Origin of the sequence: uncultured Oribacterium sp., from assembly GCF_902481605.1 — a bacterium.
In the GTDB taxonomy this organism is placed as follows: Bacteria; Bacillota; Clostridia; order Lachnospirales; family Lachnospiraceae; genus Oribacterium; species Oribacterium sinus.
Genome location: NZ_CABSXI010000005.1, coordinates 1 through 19,928 on the forward strand (window position 1 = coordinate 1; position 19,928 = coordinate 19,928).

At 44.8% G+C, this 19,928-nt stretch carries 16 protein-coding genes and 1 riboswitch; all 16 genes read left to right on the forward strand.

Going from position 1 to position 19,928, the window contains the following annotated elements:
* Positions 1-391: 30S ribosomal protein S12 (rpsL, locus tag RDQ32_RS01750; RefSeq protein WP_308578898.1), on the forward strand; the 391-nt coding region annotated here is incomplete at its 5' end.
* A gap of 184 nt (positions 392-575) precedes the next feature.
* Positions 576-1,046, forward strand: coding sequence for a 30S ribosomal protein S7 (gene rpsG / locus RDQ32_RS01755; RefSeq protein WP_298476782.1), 471 nt, complete (start codon positions 576-578; stop codon positions 1,044-1,046).
* Between the two features lie 14 nt (positions 1,047-1,060).
* Positions 1,061-3,178, forward strand: coding sequence for an elongation factor G (gene fusA, locus RDQ32_RS01760; protein ID WP_308578899.1), 2,118 nt, complete (start codon positions 1,061-1,063; stop codon positions 3,176-3,178).
* Between the two features lie 260 nt (positions 3,179-3,438).
* Entirely contained in the window at positions 3,439-4,632 is a 1,194-nt protein-coding gene (gene tuf / locus RDQ32_RS01765) for an elongation factor Tu (RefSeq protein WP_007157961.1), read from the forward strand.
* 129 nt (positions 4,633-4,761) lie between these two features.
* Positions 4,762-5,820, forward strand: a complete 1,059-nt coding sequence (locus RDQ32_RS01770) for a hypothetical protein (protein WP_040649503.1) — start codon at positions 4,762-4,764, stop codon at positions 5,818-5,820.
* A gap of 97 nt (positions 5,821-5,917) precedes the next feature.
* Positions 5,918-6,943 carry a tRNA preQ1(34) S-adenosylmethionine ribosyltransferase-isomerase QueA gene (gene queA, locus RDQ32_RS01775; protein WP_308578900.1) on the forward strand — a complete coding sequence of 342 codons (1,026 nt, stop codon included), beginning with the start codon at positions 5,918-5,920 and terminating at the stop codon, positions 6,941-6,943.
* Between the two features lie 15 nt (positions 6,944-6,958).
* A complete protein-coding gene (locus RDQ32_RS01780) occupies positions 6,959-7,705 on the forward strand; it encodes a pseudouridine synthase (protein WP_308578901.1) in 747 nt (248 codons plus the stop codon).
* 143 nt (positions 7,706-7,848) lie between these two features.
* Positions 7,849-9,795 carry an NAD-dependent DNA ligase LigA gene (gene ligA / locus RDQ32_RS01785; protein WP_308578935.1) on the forward strand — a complete coding sequence of 649 codons (1,947 nt, stop codon included), beginning with the start codon at positions 7,849-7,851 and terminating at the stop codon, positions 9,793-9,795.
* A 150-nt stretch (positions 9,796-9,945) separates the two neighbouring features.
* Complete coding sequence (lgt, locus tag RDQ32_RS01790) at positions 9,946-10,809, forward strand: prolipoprotein diacylglyceryl transferase (RefSeq protein WP_308578903.1); 864 nt, start codon at positions 9,946-9,948, stop codon at positions 10,807-10,809.
* A 21-nt stretch (positions 10,810-10,830) separates the two neighbouring features.
* Complete coding sequence (gene selB / locus RDQ32_RS01795) at positions 10,831-12,747, forward strand: selenocysteine-specific translation elongation factor (protein ID WP_308578904.1); 1,917 nt, start codon at positions 10,831-10,833, stop codon at positions 12,745-12,747.
* A gap of 14 nt (positions 12,748-12,761) precedes the next feature.
* Positions 12,762-13,370, forward strand: a complete 609-nt coding sequence (locus RDQ32_RS01800; protein ID WP_308578905.1) for a GDSL-type esterase/lipase family protein — start codon at positions 12,762-12,764, stop codon at positions 13,368-13,370.
* Between the two features lie 320 nt (positions 13,371-13,690).
* Positions 13,691-15,064, forward strand: coding sequence for a sodium:alanine symporter family protein (locus tag RDQ32_RS01805; RefSeq protein ID WP_308578906.1), 1,374 nt, complete (start codon positions 13,691-13,693; stop codon positions 15,062-15,064).
* Between the two features lie 408 nt (positions 15,065-15,472).
* Positions 15,473-15,562, forward strand: a riboswitch (glycine riboswitch).
* A 78-nt stretch (positions 15,563-15,640) separates the two neighbouring features.
* Positions 15,641-16,039, forward strand: a complete 399-nt coding sequence (locus tag RDQ32_RS01810; protein WP_183683269.1) for a GrdX family protein — start codon at positions 15,641-15,643, stop codon at positions 16,037-16,039.
* A gap of 71 nt (positions 16,040-16,110) precedes the next feature.
* Positions 16,111-17,391, forward strand: coding sequence for a glycine/sarcosine/betaine reductase component B subunit (locus tag RDQ32_RS01815; protein ID WP_308578907.1), 1,281 nt, complete (start codon positions 16,111-16,113; stop codon positions 17,389-17,391).
* Between the two features lie 10 nt (positions 17,392-17,401).
* Entirely contained in the window at positions 17,402-18,709 is a 1,308-nt protein-coding gene (gene grdB / locus RDQ32_RS01820; RefSeq protein WP_308578908.1) for a glycine reductase complex selenoprotein B, read from the forward strand.
* 271 nt (positions 18,710-18,980) lie between these two features.
* Positions 18,981-19,928: a thioredoxin-disulfide reductase gene (trxB, locus tag RDQ32_RS01825; RefSeq protein ID WP_308578909.1), complete on the forward strand. Its 948-nt coding sequence runs from the start codon at positions 18,981-18,983 to the stop codon at positions 19,926-19,928.

Below are 19,928 nucleotides of genomic sequence, written 5' to 3' on the forward strand. Positions count from 1 at the left end.
CAGAGAAACTTCCAAGAAGAAGTCCACAGCCCCTGCTCTTCAGAAAGGATTCAATTCCTTAAAGAAGAGAGCAACTACGAACAGCGCTCCTCAGAAGAGAGGTGTATGTACAGCGGTTAAAACTGCTACACCGAAGAAGCCGAACTCCGCACTTCGTAAGATTGCCAGAGTTCGTCTCTCCAACGGAATCGAAGTGACATCCTACATTCCGGGAGAGGGTCATAATCTTCAGGAACACTCTGTTGTTATGATTCGTGGCGGTCGTGTTAAGGATTTACCCGGTACAAGATACCATATCATCCGTGGAACACTGGATACCGCAGGCGTAGCAAACCGTATGCAGGCTCGTTCGAAGTACGGCGCAAAGAAGCCTAAGGCTAAGAAGGCGTAAGTAGTTGCAGGAGCGTGTCGCAAAAGCGACAGCGTAAAACATGGTTTAGACATGGTTATGACGGAAGCATTTGGTCACAATTTCTTTTTAATAAAGTGGATGTGTCCAATTCCGCATGAACTCAGAGGGATAACCGAAAGAGAGTACCGTAGATCTAAATGACATATTTAAGGAGGGAAGTAACGTGCCACGTAAAGGACATACTCTACACAGAGACGTGCTTGCAGACCCGATTTACAATTCCAAGCTTGTAACAAAGCTTGTAAACTCCATCATGCTGGATGGAAAGAAGGGTGTAGCACAAAAAATCGTTTATAGTGCATTTGAAAGAGTAACTGCGAAAGCAGAGAAGGATGCGCTGGAAGTATTTGATGAGGCGATGAATAACATCATGCCCGTTCTCGAAGTAAAAGCGAAGAGAGTCGGCGGTGCAACTTATCAGGTACCGATGGAAGTTAAGCCGGAAAGACGTCAGACTTTGGCGCTTCGTTGGCTTACAGAGTTCTCCAGAAAGCGTTCTGAGAAGACACAGGCGGAGAGACTCGCAAATGAAATCATGGATGCGGCAAACAATACGGGTGCTGCAGTAAAGCGTAAAGAGGAGATGCATAGAATGGCTGAGGCCAATAAGGCATTTGCTCATTACAGATTCTAATAGGAGGAAAGACATTGGCTGAAAGACAGTATTCCCTTGAGCACACAAGAAATATTGGTATCATGGCGCATATTGACGCCGGTAAAACAACACTTTCCGAGCGTATCCTCTATTACACCGGTGTAAACCACAAGATTGGAGAAACCCACGAAGGTAGTGCTACCATGGACTGGATGGAGCAGGAGCAGGAGAGAGGTATCACCATTACTTCCGCTGCAACCACTTGCCACTGGATTCCTGAAAAGGAGCACAAGAAGATTAAAGGGGCACCGGAATATAGAATCAACCTTATTGACACCCCAGGACACGTAGACTTTACCGTAGAGGTTGAGCGTTCTCTTCGTGTTTTGGACGGCGCAGTAGGTGTATTTGACGCAAAGAGCGGTGTAGAGCCTCAGTCTGAGAACGTATGGCGTCAGGCAGATACCTACAATGTACCTCGTATGGCGTTCATCAACAAGATGGACGTTGTGGGAGCGGATTTCTTCCACTCTGTTCAGACTATCGTAGATCGTTTGGGTAAGAACTGTATCATTACCCAGGTTCCGATGGGAAGAGAAGACACCTTTAAAGGAGTAATCGATCTCTTCGAGATGAGAGCTTACTTCTACAAGGATGACAAGGGTGAAGATATCGAGATCACAGATGTTCCTGAAGAGTTCAAGGACTTGGCTGAGGAATATCGTGAGAAGTTAGTAGAGCAGATTTCCGAGTTGGATGATGACCTTATGGAGAAATACCTTGAGGGAGAAATTCCAAGCGAGCAGGAATTAAAGGCAGCCCTTCGTAAGGGTACCATTGCAGGACAGGCTATTCCTTGTCTTTGTGGTACTGCTTACCGTAACAAGGGTGTACAGAAGCTTTTGGATGCGGTTATTGATTTCTTACCTGCACCGACAGACGTTCCCGATATTCAGGGAACCGATATGGATGGAGAGCCTGACAGCAGACCTTCTTCCGACAGTGCACCTTTCGCTGCTCTGGCATTCAAGATTATGACTGACCCCTTCGTTGGTAAGTTGGCATATTTCCGTGTGTATTCCGGAACATTAAAGACCGGTTCTTATGTTCTGAACTCCACAAAGGAAAAGAAGGAAAGAGTTGGACGTTTGCTGCAGATGCACGCAAACAAGAGAAACGAGTTGGATGAGGTATTCTCCGGAGATATCGCTGCGGCAGTAGGATTTAAGCTTACTTCCACAGGAGATACCATCTGTGATGAGCAGCACCCCATCATCCTCGAGTCCATGGAATTCCCGGAGCCTGTTATCTCTGTGGCTATCGAGCCTAAGACTAAGGCTTCTCAGGGTAAGATGGGTGAGGCTTTGGCAAAGCTTGCCGAAGAAGATCCTACCTTCCGTGTTAGAACCAACGAGGAAACAGGACAGACCATCATCTCCGGAATGGGAGAGTTGCACCTTGAGATTATCGTAGACCGTCTCCTTCGTGAGTTTAAGGTAGAGGCAAACGTTGGTGCTCCCGAGGTTGCTTACAAAGAGACTTTCACAAAGCCTGTTGATGTGGAAGGAAAGTACATTCACCAGTCCGGTGGTTCCGGTATGTACGGACACTGTAAGGTTAAGTTCGAGCCTATGGATCCAAACGGAGAAGAGCTCTTCAAGTTCCAGTCTACCGTTGTGGGTGGATCTATTCCTAAGGAATACATCCCTGCAATCGAGAAGGGTATTCGTGAAGCTGCCAATTCCGGTATTCTTGCAGGATTCCCTGTACTGGGTGTTAATGCAAACGTTTATGACGGATCTTACCACGAGGTCGACTCTAATGAGCGTGCCTTCGAGTTTGCAGGATCCATTGCCTTCAAGAACGCTATGCAGAAGGCAGATCCAATCCTTTTAGAGCCTATCATGAAGGTGGAGATTACTACACCGGAAGAGTATATGGGTAACGTAATCGGAGACGTAAACTCTCGTCGTGGTAGAATCGAGAGCATGGAAGACATCCCTTCCGGAAAGCAGGTTAATGCCTACGTTCCACTGGCAGAGATGTTCGGATATGCAACAGACCTTCGTTCCAAGACACAGGGTAGAGCAAACTACTCCATGTTCTTCGAAAGATATGAGAAGTGTCCTAAGAACATTCAGGAGAAGGTACTTGCGGACACAAAGAAGTAATAGAATCACGTAGGAAAAAGAATGCATTTATTCCATAGAAAAACTTAACTATGGGATAGAAAAAAGAAGATTTAACAGGCCTTTTCTGTAGCCCTTTAGACTACAGAAAAAGGCTTGCTTTCAAGGAAAACTAATGATAAAATCATGGTCACTGGGTTCTTTTTCGGACGAACTTGGGATGTACTGCAATTCGCATGCTATGCATGCGTTGGTGCTTGGCATGATTTTCGTTGTATTACATTTATTAGGAGGGTATTGAAATGGCAAAGGCGCATTTTGAGCGAACCAAACCACACTGTAACATCGGAACTATCGGACACGTAGACCACGGTAAGACAACTCTTACAGCTGCTATTACCAAGGTTTTAGCAGACCGTGTAGCTGGTAACACAGCAACAGACTTCGCTAACATCGATAAGGCTCCGGAAGAGAGAGAAAGAGGAATCACCATCAACACCTCTCACGTTGAGTACGAGACAGAGAAGAGACACTATGCTCACGTTGACTGCCCGGGACACGCCGACTATGTTAAGAACATGATCACCGGTGCTGCTCAGATGGATGGAGCTATCCTCGTAGTAGCTGCTACTGACGGTGTTATGGCACAGACAAGAGAGCACATCCTTCTTGCACGTCAGGTAGGTGTTCCTGCTATCGTTGTATTCCTGAACAAGTGTGACATGGTTGACGATCCAGAGCTTCTTGAGCTTGTAGAGATGGAAGTTAGAGAGCTTCTTTCCGAGTATGAGTTCCCTGGAGATGACATCCCTGTAATCAAGGGTTCCGCATTAAAGGCTCTTGAAGATCCTAAGTCCGAGTGGGGCGATAAGATCATGGAACTTATGGATGCTGTAGATAGCTATATCCCGGAGCCGGCTCGTGAGACTGATAAGCCTTTCCTTATGCCTGTTGAGGATATCTTCACCATCACAGGACGTGGAACTGTTGCTACCGGTAGAGTAGAGCGTGGAGTTCTTCACGTATCTGATGAAGTTGAAATCGTTGGAATCAACGAGGAGACTCAGAAGTCCGTTATCACCGGTATCGAGATGTTCCGTAAGCAGCTTGATGAGGCTATGGCAGGAGATAACGTTGGTCTTCTTCTTCGTGGTATCAACCGTGACCAGATCGAAAGAGGACAGGTTATTTGTAAGCCGGGTTCTGTAAAGTGCCACAAGAAGTTTACCGCTCAGGTTTACGTATTAACAAAGGATGAAGGTGGACGTCATACTCCTTTCTTCACCAACTACCGTCCACAGTTCTATTTCAGAACAACTGACGTAACCGGTATCTGCATGCTGCCAGACGGCGTAGAGATGGTTATGCCCGGTGATAACACTGAGATGGAAGTAGATCTTATTCACCCAATCGCTATGGAAGAGGGACTTCGTTTCGCTATCCGTGAGGGTGGAAGAACTGTAGGATCCGGAAGAGTTGTTAAGATTCTTGAGTAATTAGAAAGAATCTCTAAACGAATCTTTAAGAAAAGCGTGTTTCGTAAGGAACACGCTTTTTTGCTGTATTTTTTACCTAAAGTGCGTTATGATAGAAAAGTTAAACTGAACAAAGATAGGACAAAAAATATGGGAAAAAATCTTGATACTTTAGATGATGTAAAGAAAATGTTGTCGAAAAAAAGTCGAGAAAAGATTATTTTAAAGAAAAGAAATCAACGACAGAGAAAACTGCATAAGATTCAGAAAAAGAGAAGGGATTTCCATGAGCAATCCTTTTTTCTGATACCGATTATTGTCTTGGTTTTGATTGTTCTGATTAAAATATTGGAAGCTTTTGGCTTCGGCGCATCACCCTATCAGGAGAAAGCAAAGCCGAAGGCCAGCACTTCTACCATTGTCAGTTCTTCAGATGTGGAAGAGGATACAGATCAGACTTTAGCGGAATACAATGATGATGTGTTGGTAAAATTTTTCCAGGAGTATTTTCAAGCAAAGCTTGCTGCGGATGTGGATACGCTTTATCGCCTTAGCGGTGTGGAAAATCAAAGCAAGGAGCAAAGAGAAAGGTTACAAAAGCAGCTGAAAACCCAAGCTGGATACATTGAAGCCTATGACAATATAAAAACCTACGCGGTTCCGGGTATAGGAGAGAATGAAAAGCTTATTTTCTTGCAGTATCAGGTACATTTCCGAAGGGCGAAAACTCCGGCACCGGCTTTGATGTACTGCTATATGCGGGTAAATGACCAGAATTCCTTTGAGTTGGTGGAAAATAAAACTCCGGAGCAAACAAAATTTATTCATGCCTATATTGCCACCCATGCCAATGTGCAGGATTTAATCAACGCGGTGGATTCTCAGCTTTTAGAGGCTCTGTCTTCAGATTCTCGACTGGCTGTTCTTTATGATGCCTTCCAGACCGGAAGAATCTATACCCAGGATCAGGCCTCCATTGATTCCGAGGTATCTCTTTTAGAGGTAAATGATGATGGGCCGGCTGCGGTTACAGAATCCGATGGCAGTGTTTCCCTGTCTCCCGGTGGGGAAGCAAGTTCTTCAGCTTCCGAAAACCCTGTATCGGCGGAAAATGCCGGTGGAGACACTTTAGCAGATGCCGGTACAGAAACAACAGCTACGACAAGCTCAGAAGGAGCTACAGAAAGTACGACTGCCGGTAACGGATAGATGACCTGGCAGATATAGTCTTTATCCAAAGAAATAGTATAGCTAAAGTATTACCATCCGGTAACGGATAGGAGATAGAGTTACAGAAGGGAATTCCATGAATACCAAGGACTTTTATTATGATTTACCGGAGGAATTGATTGCGCAGGACCCCCTGCTAAATCGTTCCTCCTCCCGACTTATGCTTTTAAATAAGGAAACGGGAGAAATCGAGCATAAGCATTTTTATGATATCCTGGACTATTTGCATCCGGGAGACTGTCTGGTTTTAAATGAAACCAAGGTAATTCCGGCAAGGTTATACGGTGTGAAGGAAGATACCGGAGCACAGGTTGAGGTGCTTTTGTTGCATCGGAAAGATAAGGAGCACTGGGAGTGTCTGGTAAAGCCCGGAAAGAAGCTAAAGCCCGGCGCAAGGATTTCCTTTGGGGATGGAAGACTGAAAGCGGAGATAGTAGATATTTTAGAGGAGGGAAACCGGCTGATTCGCTTTGAATTCAGCGGAATTTTTGAAGAGGTATTGGACCAACTGGGAGAGATGCCTCTTCCCCCTTATATTACCCATAAATTAGAGGATAGAACCCGTTATAATACCGTCTATGCTAAAGAAGAGGGCTCTGCGGCAGCCCCTACGGCGGGACTGCATTGGACAAAAGAATTACTGGAGCAGTGTGAGGCTAAGGGGGTTGAGATTCTTCGCATCACCCTTCATGTGGGCCTTGGTACCTTCCGGCCGGTGAAAATGGAGGAAGTGGAGAAGCATCACATGCATTCCGAGTATTATTCCGTTTCCCAAGAGGTTGCGGAGAAGATAGAAGCCTGCAAGAAAAGAGGAGGAAGGGTGATTTGCACCGGAACCACCTCTTGTAGAGCCCTGGAGTCTGCCGCAAGAGAAAGCGGAAAAATAGAAGCCAAGTCCGGCTGGACAGACATTTTCATTTATCCGGGATTTGAATTTAAGGTGATGGATGCCTTGATTACCAACTTCCATTTGCCGGAATCCACCCTTCTTATGCTGGTGTCCGCATTGTCCAGCAGGGAGAAGATTTTGCATGCCTACGAAGAGGCGGTAAAGGAAAAGTATCGTTTTTTCAGTTTTGGAGATGCCATGTTTATTCATTAGGAATAAGGGGGAAGAATGCGTATCAATAAGTGGCTCAGTGCCATGGGAATTTGTTCCAGAAGAGAGGCGGACCGTTATATTTCCGAAGGCAAGCTTTTGGTAAACGGAGAGAAGGCAAGCCTTGGCATGGAAATCATGGGAAAAGAGGAGATTCTTTTAGACGGGAAGCTTATTTCCGGCAAGGGGCATAAGAAGGAAAAGCCCAAGCCGGTACTCTTGAAATACTATAAGCCAAGAGGCATTATCTGTACCACAGGAGAGAAAGACAGAGGGAAAAATGTCATTGAGGCCATCGGTTATAAGGAAAGAATCTATCCGATCGGTCGCCTGGATAAGGACTCTGAAGGCTTGTTGCTTTTGACCAATCAGGGAGATCTGGTTAATCAAATCAATAAAGCCAGCGGCTATAAGGAAAAAGAATATATTGTTTCTGTGGATAAGCCGATTACTAAGGAATTTTTACAGGAAATGTCCTCCGGGGTTTACCTTCCGGAACTGGAAAGAAGCACCAGACGGGCAGTGCTTTGGCAAGATCCGAAGCTACCCAAGGAGATTCAGCGGAAGCAGTTCCACATTGTCTTAACGGAAGGCTTAAATCGCCAGATTCGAAGAATGTGCGAAGCCCTTGGCTATGAGGTGACTCGCTTAAAGCGTATTCGGGTGATGAATATAGAGCTGGGAAAAATGAGACCCGGAGAATATTTCGAAATCAAGAGAGAAGATTTAGAGTTTTTTGAGGGAAGCCTGCAACGCAAAGGATGATGGTTCGGAGAGTGAAGAGCAATAGGCTGAGAAGTGAAGAGGACGGTATGGGGAGTCAAGAGAATAGCAAGATAGAAGAAGATAGCAAAATAGAAGAAAATAGCGGATTGCAAGAAGCCGATAAGCAGGATAGTATTGCCCGAATGAAGGAGTTGATTTCCTTTTTGAATGAGGCGGCTAAGGCCTATTATCAGGAGGGAAGAGAGATTGTCTCCAACTTAGAGTACGACAAGGCCTATGATATTTTGCTGAGTCTGGAAAAGGAGAGCGGCGTGGTACTTTCCGGAAGTCCCAGCCAAAATGTAGGCTATGCGGTGGCTACCGCTCTCCCCAAGGAAACCCATGAAACGCCTATGCTTTCTTTGGATAAAACCAAGTCAGTAGAGGATTTGCAAAGCTTTTTACAGGGGCAGGAGGGAATTCTTTCCTGGAAATTGGACGGATTAACCATCGTTTTGCATTATCAAGAGGGAAAGCTTGTAAAGGCGGTAACCAGAGGAAACGGTATCGTAGGAGAGCTTGTTACGGAAAACGCCAAGACCTTCCAAAATTTGCCATTACAGATTCCTTTTAAGGGACGTCTTGTGGTGCGAGGAGAGGCCTTTATTTCCTATTCCGATTTTGAAAGAATTAATGAAGAGCTTCCGGAGGAGGGAGCCAAATACAAAAACCCCAGAAATCTTTGCTCCGGTTCCGTTCGTCAGCTGGATCCGAAGGTGACGAAGGAAAGAAGGGTGCAGATTTCTTTGTTTAGCCTAGTGCTTGCGGAGGAAGCGGGAAAAGCTCCGGATTTTCATAACCAACATGAGGAAGAGTTCCGTTTTCTGGAAAAGCAGGGATTTTCCGTGGTACATAGAAAAATGGTTAACGCTGAAAGTATCCAAGAAGCGGTGGCGGAATTTTCCAAGCTGATGCCGAAAAATGACTTCCCCTCCGATGGGTTGGTGCTTTTATATAACGATATCGCCTATGGAGAAAGTTTGGGAAGAACCGCCAAATTCCCCCGGAATGCCATTGCCTTTAAATGGCAGGACGAGGAGGAAAGCACAAAGCTTCTTTCTGTGGAATGGTCTCCCAGTAGAACGGGCTTAATTAACCCTGTGGCTATCTTTACGCCGGTGGAGCTGGAGGGCACCCTGGTCAGCAGAGCCAGCCTTCACAATATCACTTATTGCGAGGACTTGGCCCTTGGTATCGGAGATGAAATCACGGTTTATAAGGCAAATATGATTATCCCCCAGATTGGGGAAAACAAAACAAAGTCCGGGAATTTGGAGATTCCCAAGCACTGTCCTGCCTGTCAGGGAGAAACCAAGATTGTTAAGGATCGGGAAACCAAGATGCTCTACTGCACAAATCCCCATTGCCCGGCAAAGCGGATTAAGCAGTTTGCTCTTTTTACCAGTCGAGATGCTTTGAATATTGAGGGGCTTTCCGAGATGACCTTGGAAAAATGGCTGGGTAGAGGCTTTATTCAAGAATTCCCGGATCTTTTCTCCTTGGAAAAGCATAGGGAAGAAATCATCGGCATGGAGGGCTTTGGCCTAAAGTCCTTTGAGAAAATACAGGAAAATGTTGAGAAGGCTAAAATCTCCAATCTGGGCAGGCTTCTTTATGGCCTGGGGATAGAGGGAATCGGCGTCAGTAACGGCAGAATGTTGGCAGAGGCCTTTTCCCAGGATCCCTACAAGCTGATGGATGCCACGAAAGAAGAAATTCTTCAGGTGAAGGGCATTGGGCAGGTTTTGGCGGATAGTATTGTAGAGTATTTTCAAGAGAAAGAAAATCAAAGGATTATTTTAGAGCTTCTTTCTATTTTACATTTGGAAAAGGAAGAGAAGGAAGAGAAGAGCGGAATCAGCGGAAAGCATTTCGTGATTACCGGCTCGGTTCATCATTTTCCCAATCGAAAGGCTTTGGAGGAGGAAATCCGAAAAGCCGGCGGACAGTGCAGTTCTTCCGTGTCTCAAAACACGGACTACTTAATCAACAATGACAGCACATCCGGAAGCAGTAAGAACAAGAAGGCTAAGGAACTGGGGATTCCGATTCTAACAGAGGAAGAGTTCTTAAAGCTTTTGGAGGCTTAGGTTTTGCCGTTCAAGAAAGGCAAGAGATAGTGAAGAAATTGCAGGGATAGTGAAGGGATTGCGGGGATAGCGATGAGCTTCTGAGCTGCTATATTTGAGACTTAAAGTGCCGGAAGATAGGGCGCGTATCATAAAAGGGAAGGACAGAGAATGGAAAACTATGATTTATATTTTCCCCACCTGGGAATCGGCATTGAAAAATTACAGAACAGTATCTCAGTTTTTGGTTTTTCTATAGCTTTCTATGGCATCATTATCGGAATCGGAATGCTTCTGGGGATGTCGGTGGCATCAAGGGATTATGCCAAGCATGGCCACAAGGTGGAGGATATTCAGGACTTTGCCTTGATTGTAATTGTTCTGGGAGTCATCGGCGCCAGGCTCTACTATGTGATTTTCGAGTGGGAATATTATTCCAAGCATTTGCTGGAGATACCCAATATTCGTCAGGGAGGATTGGCGATTTATGGCGGCGTACTGGCGGCTATTGCCACCTGTATAGGCTTTTGCAAGAAAAGAAAGCTGAACTTTCTGCCGATGGCGGATTCCGGTGCTATCGGATTGATTTTGGGGCAGGCCATCGGCCGTTGGGGCAATTTCTTTAATGCGGAGGCCTTTGGGGGATATACAAATTCCTTACTGGCCATGCGGATTAAGGAAAGCATTGTGAATCCGGGGATGCTGAACAGTGATGTGCTCTCGAATTTGCAGTATATTTCCGGCGTATCCTATATTCAGGTGCATCCCACATTTTTCTATGAGAGTATGTGGAATCTCTGTGTTTTTCTTTTTCTTTATAACTACTCGAAAAGAAAGAACTATGACGGACAGATTTTCCTCTTTTACTTAATGCTATACGGCTTTGGACGCTTCTTTATTGAAGGGCTTCGGGCGGACTCCCTGATGTTCTTCGGAACCGGCATTGCGGTTAGTCAGATGCTTTCTTTGCTTTTGTTTGTGATCAGTATCATCGCCCAGGTCATCCTTTATGCTAAAAAGAAGGGGAGCCTGTAAATACTTGCTTTGGAGGACTTCATGAAACATATCATTATCGGAACCGCCGGACATATCGACCATGGTAAAACGTCTCTTATCCGTGCTTTAACCGGAAGAGAGACGGATCGCTTAAAGGAAGAACAGGATCGGGGAATTACCATTGAGCTGGGCTTTACCTGGTTTGACTTAAAGGACGGTACCCGCTGTGGTGTTATTGATGTACCGGGACATGAGAAATTTATTCAGCAGATGGTTTCCGGGGTTTGCGGTATGGATATGGTGCTCCTGGTGGTGGCGGCGGATGAGGGCATTATGCCCCAGACCAGAGAGCATTTGGATATTCTATCTCTCCTTGGTATTGAGAATTGCATTGTGGTGCTGACCAAATGCGATTTGGTGGATGAAGACTGGATTTCCATGGTGAAAGAGGATATTCGGGAGGAATTCCGGGGCACTATGCTGGAGAAGGCTAAGATTGTGGAGGTGTCCACGAAAACAGGTGCGGGAATCGATAGCTGCAAGGACGCTATTTTGGAAATGGTGAAAACTCTTCCGGAAAAAAGCCCCAGCGGTCTTCCAAGACTCCCCATTGACAGGATCTTCAGCCTGCAGGGCCTGGGAACCATTATTACCGGTACCTTGATTTCCGGAACTTTGACAAAGGGGGATGCGGTGGAGATTTATCCTAAGCGTCTTCCGGTGCGCATCCGAAATATCCAGGTTCATGAACAGGATGCGGAGCAGGCGGTGGCAGGACAGAGAGTGGCCTTGAACCTTACAGGATTAAAGAAGGGCGATATCAAGAAAGGTGCTGTACTGGCTCGGGAAAACAGCTTTGAAAATACCAAGCTTTTGGATGCCAAGGTGCGCATTCTCCCCTCCACACAAAGAACTATTAAAAACAGAGATAGACTGCATTTTCTGACCGGTACCGCAGAGCTGCTTTGTCGTATTATTCTTCTGGACAAAGAGGAGCTTGAGGCAGGGGAAGAGGGATACTGTCAGATTCTTTTAGAGCAGGAAATGGTTTTTGCCAAAGGGGATCCCTTCCTTCTTCGGTTTTACAGTCCTGTGGAAACCATTGGCGGAGGCACTGTTCTGGAGGCCAATGCCAAGAAGAAAAAACGTTTTCGGGAAGAGGAAATTGATGCCTTAAGACGAAAGGAAGAGGGCTCCTTGGAGGAGACTTTGGAGACTTATTTCCTGGAAGCAAAATTTGGTGCCGGCCTAAAGGAGGCGGGAAAAGACCTTTCTTTGGAAAATGAGGAATTGCTTCCCCTTGTGGAGGAGCTACGCGGTAACGGAAAGCTTTGTGAGCTTCCTTTGCAGCAGGGAACAGTTTATCTTCATGGAGACAATAAATTTTATTGGGAGAGTAAATGTAAGGAAGAGTTGGAAAAATTCCGAAAAGCCCATCCCTATCGTATCGGCATGGCAAAGGCGGAATTACGGGAAAAGTTATGGAAAAAGGGCAATGCCAAGGTCTTTGATGCCCTGCTTTCTCTCCTTCCCGAGCTGCAAACTAAGGGAGATCTGCTCTATCTTTCCTCCCAAGAGGATTTTAAAGACGCAAATTATCAAAGTATAGAAAAATCTATTTTAACGACTCTGGAAAATGCCGGCTATCAGCTCTTAAAATTGGAAGAGCTGGAAAGAGGAAAGGCCAAGGAAGAAGATTTTCAGGACATTTTGCAGAATACCGTAGTGGAAGGAAGAGTGGTGAAGGTAGGAGAGGATCCTGAGCTTTTGATTCTTTCACAGGATTTGGAGAAGGTTAAGGCTTGGGTATTGGAATATTTTCAAAAGGAAGAAGTCCTGGGTATTGCCACTCTTAAGGATGCATTTTCTACCAGTAGAAAATGTGCAAAAGCCATGATTCAGTATTTTGATCGGGAAAAAATCACGAAAAAGGTTTCCGGAGAATCGGAGCGTGTGGCGGGGCCCGCTGCAAAATAAGAAGGGAGCGCAAGGTGAAAAAACTACTGATTTACGGAGATTCTATCAGTTACGGCTATCTTCCCAATGAGAAGCATCAGGACCTGCGCTTGCCCTTGGAAGAACGGTATTATTATACCTTGGAACAGGCGTTTCCCGACTATTCCCTTCTGGTGGAAGCAAAGGTGGGGCGATGCATTCCGGAGCTTCCCTTTGAGTGGGAGGACTTGAAGAAAGCCTGCGAGGGTTTTGGGCCTGAAGATAGAATGATTCTTTTTCTGGGAATCAACGATTACTTAAGCTTTGGAAGACCTGACGGAGAGAGAGTCATCAAAAGGTTGGCGGAATTTTTTGAGGATTGTCCTCGCTACGGGATTCCCTTCCCGAAGGAGCATATCCTGTATATCGCCCCTCCCTCTCTGTCCTTTCCAGGAGACCGTTCTTATGAAGCTTTTTCTACCTTGGACGGAAAATGGGATGCTTCCCTAAAGGCCTTTTGCAAGGAAGAAGGAATACTATGCTTTAGTCCCTTTGATTTAGCCCTTCCCCGCTTTCCGGATCGGGTGCATCTTCTTCCGGAAGGGCAGATTATTCTGGGAGAAGTGCTTTTGAAATTTATAAAGGAAAAAGATTTTTTGGCGTAATAAGACGAATTAGAGCTGTAAAGAATCAAAATAATCTAGTGCAAACGATTTTGATTCTTTATGGCTTTTTTTTATTCATAACGAGTATAGCTTGCAAAGCGTGCGATATCTCGTTGAGTTCTTGTTAAACTGCATGGGAGATAGTTGTTTAAAATTTTGGAAAACTTTAAAAACTGTACAAAATAGCAGGAAAAATTCAGCAAATAGGACTAAGCATATAGAAATTTACTATATAAAGTCGGAAAAAATTGCTATAGAGCAAAATTCTGGATAAAATATTCACAATCAAACATTTTTCTTTAATGAAAAGGAGAAAAGCCATGAGTGTTTTACAGGATTTTATTGGAAAAGGAAATACGTTCCTTTGGAGCTTTCTGCTGATCTTCCTGCTGTGTGGAACCGGAATCTACTACACGATTCGCCTGCGTTTTATTCAGCTAAGACGCCTTGGAGAAGGATTTAAGTTGGTTTTCGGACACTTTTCCTTAAAGGGTGAGAAGCATGAAAAAGGAGAGATGTCACCCTTCCAGGCCATTGCGACTGCGATTGCGGCCCAGGTAGGAACCGGTAATCTGGCAGGTGCTGCAACAGCGATTGTCAGCGGCGGCCCGGGTGCAATTTTCTGGATGTGGGTTTCCGCATTTTTTGGAATGGCAACCATCTATGGCGAGGCTGTGTTGGCTCAGGTGTATAAAGAAGAGAAGGATGGCGATATAACCGGAGGTCCTGTATATTACATTAAGGCTGCATTTTCCGGTGCACTGGGTAAGGTTTTGGCCGGACTCTTTGCGGTATTCATCATCTTGGCTTTAGGCTTTATGGGAAATATGGTGCAGTCCAACTCTATCGGTGCAGCGTTCCAGGAAGTCTTCCATATTATGAACTTTGAAATTCCTCCTATAGCTATCGGTGTCTTTGTTGCAGCGATTGCAGCCTTCATCTTCCTTGGCGGAACCAAGAGACTGGCAGCTGTACTGGAGAAAATTGTTCCGATTATGGCAGGCGTATATATTCTGGGTGCGGTAGTCTTTATCCTTATGCATATCACCGCTTTGCCGGGAGCATTGGCATCTATCTTTATCGGTGCTTTTAATCCTCAGGCAGTAACCGGTGCGGCACTTGGTATCACTATTCGTCAAGCTATTCGTTTCGGTGTTGCAAGAGGACTCTTCTCTAACGAAGCTGGAATGGGTTCCACTCCTCATGCTCATGCCAGAGCAAAGGCGAAGTGCCCGGATGATCAGGGACTTTGCGCTATGGTTTCCGTATTTATTGATACCTTTGTTGTTTTGAATTTTACGGTATTCGTTATTTTAACCAGCGGTATCTATGGACAGCTGGATCCCGCAACCCAGAAGCCTCTGTATACCGGTATTGCTTTAACCCAGAGAGCCTTTGTAGCGGGCTTCGGCAATTTTGGACATTTCTTTGTAGCCATTTGTCTGTTCTTCTTTGCTTTCTCCACTGTTTTGGGATGGCATTTCTTCGGAGCGGTAAACGTACAGTATCTCTTCGGAAAGAAGGCGGTAACTCTTTACTCCCTGATTGTTGTAGCTTGCATTATCATAGGAACTACATTAAGAGTGGACTTGGTTTGGGATATGGCGGACTTCTTTAACGGTCTGATGGTTATTCCGAATGTATTGGCTCTACTTGCTCTATTCCGTGTAGTGAAAGAGCATGTGAAAAAATAAAAGAAATATAGGATGAATAATCCTTTTTTCTAATTCTATTCCTTAAATAGTAGTAAAGAAAAAAGTGCTGCTCGGCAGCACTTTTTTCTTGTGTATTTGTTATGGCTATTTCAGACTTTCGTCTAGGGTAATTTGATTATACCTTGGAGATCTTCTTTTGTGAAATTGGACAATTCCATAAAGCATTGGACTTATAGAAACTTACTATGGATAAGAACGTAATTTTTATAGATTTTTTGTAAAAATCTGACAAAGCAATTTATTGAAATACGGATTCAGGAATATAAAAAATTTTTTGATGGCATAAAAATTATTTTGTAGAAAATACTTATAGAATAAAACAATATATAAAACAATTTTGTTGAAAAACTCTACAAGTGTTGTTAAAATGCTGACAAGCACCATAAATAAGGCATGTTCAGAGAGCGCGAAAGCCACCGAAGAGGCAAGTTGTTGAAAAACGATGAATCTTTCAGGTAAAAGGATGAATATGTTGGGGACTCTGAATCTAATGAAACAGGGGATGCGAGAAATTTCTCGTTCCCCTGTTTTGTGTTCTTAGAAAGGAGAAGTGTAATGAGAACCTTAGTGATTGTTACCAATAACCCTTTGGTGAAGGAAAATGTACCGAAGAAATATCCAAGCGTGAAGATAGAGATTGACTACAAGGAGATTTCCTTCATGGATACCCTTAAGGCGGTACGGGATATGGTACATATGGGAGGAAAGATTCTGACCCATCCTTTGGATGGCTCCATTAAACCCAATGAAACTCCCTACGAATCCGTACTTCTGGACAAGACACCGGAGGAAGGATTTGACATGAAGTCCCTGGATTTGATCGAGTATGCCTTGAATACCTGTGAGAAGTTCGAAGAAAATGAACGAATTCACGAGGAAAAGGTACAGAAGGATTTCCAGACCTTGGACTGGACCCTGCTGGACAGCGGGCTAGAGTCCCTAGTGTTACATTAAGGACATAAAGGAGCAGTTAGGCATTGTGCTTGGCGCTTTTTATGAATCATACTTAAAAGGAGGAAATGAAAGTGAAGCTGGAATTAGGTAAGATTTTCATTAATGACATCCAGTTTGCCGAGAAAACAGAAATCAAAGACCACGTTCTCTATGTATCCAAGAAAGAACTGAGCGAAGTTTTTCTGTCAGAAGAGAAGATTAAAGAAGTGGAATTTGATGTGGCAAGACCTGGTGAATCCGTTCGTATCACACCGGTTAAGGATGTGATTGAGCCAAGAGTAAAGGTAGAAGGAAAGGGCGGCGTATTCCCCGGAGTGGTTGCTCCTGTAGATACCGTAGGATCCGGAAAGACCTATTGCTTAAAGGGAATGGCAGTAATTACTGCAGGACCTATCGTTGGTTTCCAAGAGGGTGTTATCGATATGTGCGGACTTGGAGCAGAGTATACTCCATTCTCCAAGACTGTAAACCTCACCTGTGTATGCAAGCCGGTAGAGGGAACAGAGTCCCATGACTACGAGCAGGCTGTTCGTTTGGCAGGCTTGAAGACCGCTGCATTTATTGCAGAGAAGGCTAAAGAGCTTACTCCTGATGAGACTAAGGTATATGAGACTTTGGATCTGATGGAAGGCGCTAAGGCATTCCCGGATCTTCCAAGAGTTGGATATGTTCAGATGCTTCAGTCCCAGGGATTGCTTCATGACACCTATGTTTACGGCGTAGATGCGAAGAAGATTCTTCCCACCATTCTGTATCCGACAGAGTCTATGGACGGCGCTATCATTTCCGGAAACTGCGTATCCGCTTGTGATAAGAACCCAAGCTATGTTCACGAGAACAACCCTGTTATAGAGGATCTTTTCGAAGAGCACGGTAAGACCATTAACTTTGTGGCTCATATCATTACCAACGAGAACGTTTACCTTGCTGATAAAGAGCGTTCCTCCAACCAGACCGCTAAGCTCTGCAAGATGCTTCACTTAGATGCGGTAATCATCACTGAGGAAGGATTCGGAAACCCGGATACCGACTTAATCATGAACTGTAAGAAGATTGAGGCTGAGGGAATCAAGACTGTAATCATCACTGATGAGTATGCAGGAAGAGACGGAAAGTCTCAGTCCTTGGCAGATGCGGATGTGGCAGCCAATGCTTTAGTTACCGGTGGAAATGCTAACCAGCTTATCACCCTTCCGAAGTTGGATAAGGTAATCGGAACTCTGGATTACATGACCAAGATTGCGGGAGCTAGTGATACTACAGTGAAGGCTGACGGTTCCTTGGAAGTAGAAATTCAGGTTATTACCGGTGCTACCTCTGAGGTTGGCTTTAACAAGCTGAGTGCAAGATAAGGAGAAGAAAATGGGAAAATTAAAGGTTGTTCAATATATTAACCAGTTCTTCGCTCAGGTCGGTGGAGAGGATAAGGCAGACTATCCTATGGAGTACCATGAGGGCGCTATGGGACCGGGACTTGCTTTCCAGCAGGCTTTCGGTGATGAGGCTGAAATCGTTGGAACCATCGTTTGCGGAGATAGCTACTTCGGTGAGAATACCGATAAGGTAAAGCCGGAGATTTTAAAGAAGGTTGCTGAGCTTAAGCCGGATTTATTCATTGCAGGTCCTGCATTCAATGCCGGCCGTTATGGATTTGCCTGCGCTACTATTGCTGCAGCAGTTCAGGAAGAGCTTCATATCCCTGTTATTACAGGTATGTATGTTGAGAACCCGGGAGCTGACGAGGCAAAGAGCAAGATTTATATCGTTTCTACCAAGAACAGCGCTGCAGGTATGAGAGATGCTGTGAAGAAGATGGCGCCTCTTGGCTTGAAGCTTGCCAGAGGAGAGAAGATCGGTTCCTCCAAGGAAGAGGGATATATCCCACAGGGAATCCGTGTAAACTTCTTCGAGGAGAAGAGAGGATCAAAGCGTGCGGTAGAGATGCTTTTGGCTAAGATTTCCGGTAAGGAATTTACCACAGAGTATCCAATGCCTTCCTTCGACCGTGTGGCTCCAATGCCCGCTATCAAGGATATGTCTAAGGCTACCATCGCTTTAGTAACTTCCGGCGGTATTGTTCCAAAGGGCAATCCGGACCATATCGAGTCTTCCAATGCTACTCGTTACGGTGAGTACAGCTTAAAGGGCGTAAATGACTTAACAGCAGAGACCTATGAGACTGCTCACGGCGGATATGACCCCAGCTATGCAAATCAGGATGCTGACAGAGTATTACCTGTTGACGTTCTTAGAGATTTAGAGAAGGAAGGAAAGATCGGAAAGCTTTACGATTACTTCTATACTACAGTAGGTAACGGAACTGCAGTCGCTTCTGCTAAGAAGTTTGCTGAGGAAATCGGTGCAAAACTTAAGAAAGACCATGTAGATGCGGTCATTCTTACCAGCACGTGAGGAACCTGTACACGTTGCGGTGCAACAATGGTAAAAGGTATCGAAGCAACAGGAATTCCTGTAGTACACATTTGTACAGTTACACCTATCTCTATGACAGTAGGTGCTAACCGTATCGTTCCGGCAATCGCTATTCCTCACCCACTGGGAAATCCGGCTATGAAACCGGAAGAGGAGAAGGCTCTGAGAAGAAAGATTGTAGAGAAAGCTTTAAAGGCTCTTTGCACAGAAGTTTCCGATCAGACTATTTTCAAGTAAGCTTGTGTTTTATAAAAACACTGCGTAATACTCATTCTTCAGGGCAGAGACCCTGCCCTGAAGAAATTTTTATAAGGAATATAAATCGAACACTATAACAATTATTTATTGTACTTTGAATTTTTTTATCTCTAAAAAGAGAGAAAGCTATTGAGAAAGAAAAGCTGTTTTTGTTACCATAACAAAGACCATTCCTATCGGCTACACACAAGATAGACGTAGTCTGTTTTGTATAATCATACATTATTAATATCTAAAGGAGAGAAAAACCATGTCCAAGATTTATGACGTGCTTATTCTGGGAGCAGGTCCCGGAGGATTGGCTGCAGGTCTTTATGCAGGAAGAGCCAGACTTTCCACCTTGATTGTGGAGAAGGGACAGGATGGCGGACAGATTGCCATTACCGATTCTATAGAGAACTATCCCGGACAGATTGTGGAAGGCGAATCCGGTCCTTCTCTAATTAAGAGAATGACTGAGCAGGCAGAGCATTTTGGCTGCGAAAGAGCCCATGATACCATCAAGGCTGTAGAATTGGACGGAGATGTTAAAAGACTCATCGGTACCAAGGAGACCTACGAGGGTAAGACTCTGATTATTGCCACAGGAGCTAATCCACGTCCAATCGGATGTAAGGGAGAGAAGGAATTCTTAGGAAAAGGCGTTTCCTACTGTGCAACCTGTGATGCCAACTTCTTCGAGGATCTTCCCGTATTTGTAGTAGGCGGCGGAGACTCTGCGGTGGAAGAGGCTATGTATTTGACAAAGTTTGCAAGCTCCGTTACTCTTATTCACAGAAGACATGAGTTGAGAGCGGCAAAGTCTATTCAGGAGAGAGCTTTCCAGAATGAGAAGCTGCATATTATGTGGGATACCGTAGTAGAAGAGCTGTCCGGAGATGATATTCTTCAGAAGATTAAGGTAAAGAATGTGGTTACCGGAGAAGAGCAGGTATTGGAAGCCAGCGAAGAGGACGGAATGTTCGGAATTTTCGGATTTATCGGCAGAATTCCTACCACAGAGATTTTCCAGGAAACCAATCTGGAAATGGATGACAGAGGATATATCCCTACAGACGAAGATATGCACACCAATATTCCCGGTGTTTTCACCGTTGGAGATGTACGTGTAAAGAGTCTTAGACAAGTGGTTACTGCTGCTGCGGATGGTGCTATTGCAGCCACCCAGGCAGAGAAATATATTAACGAACACAAATAA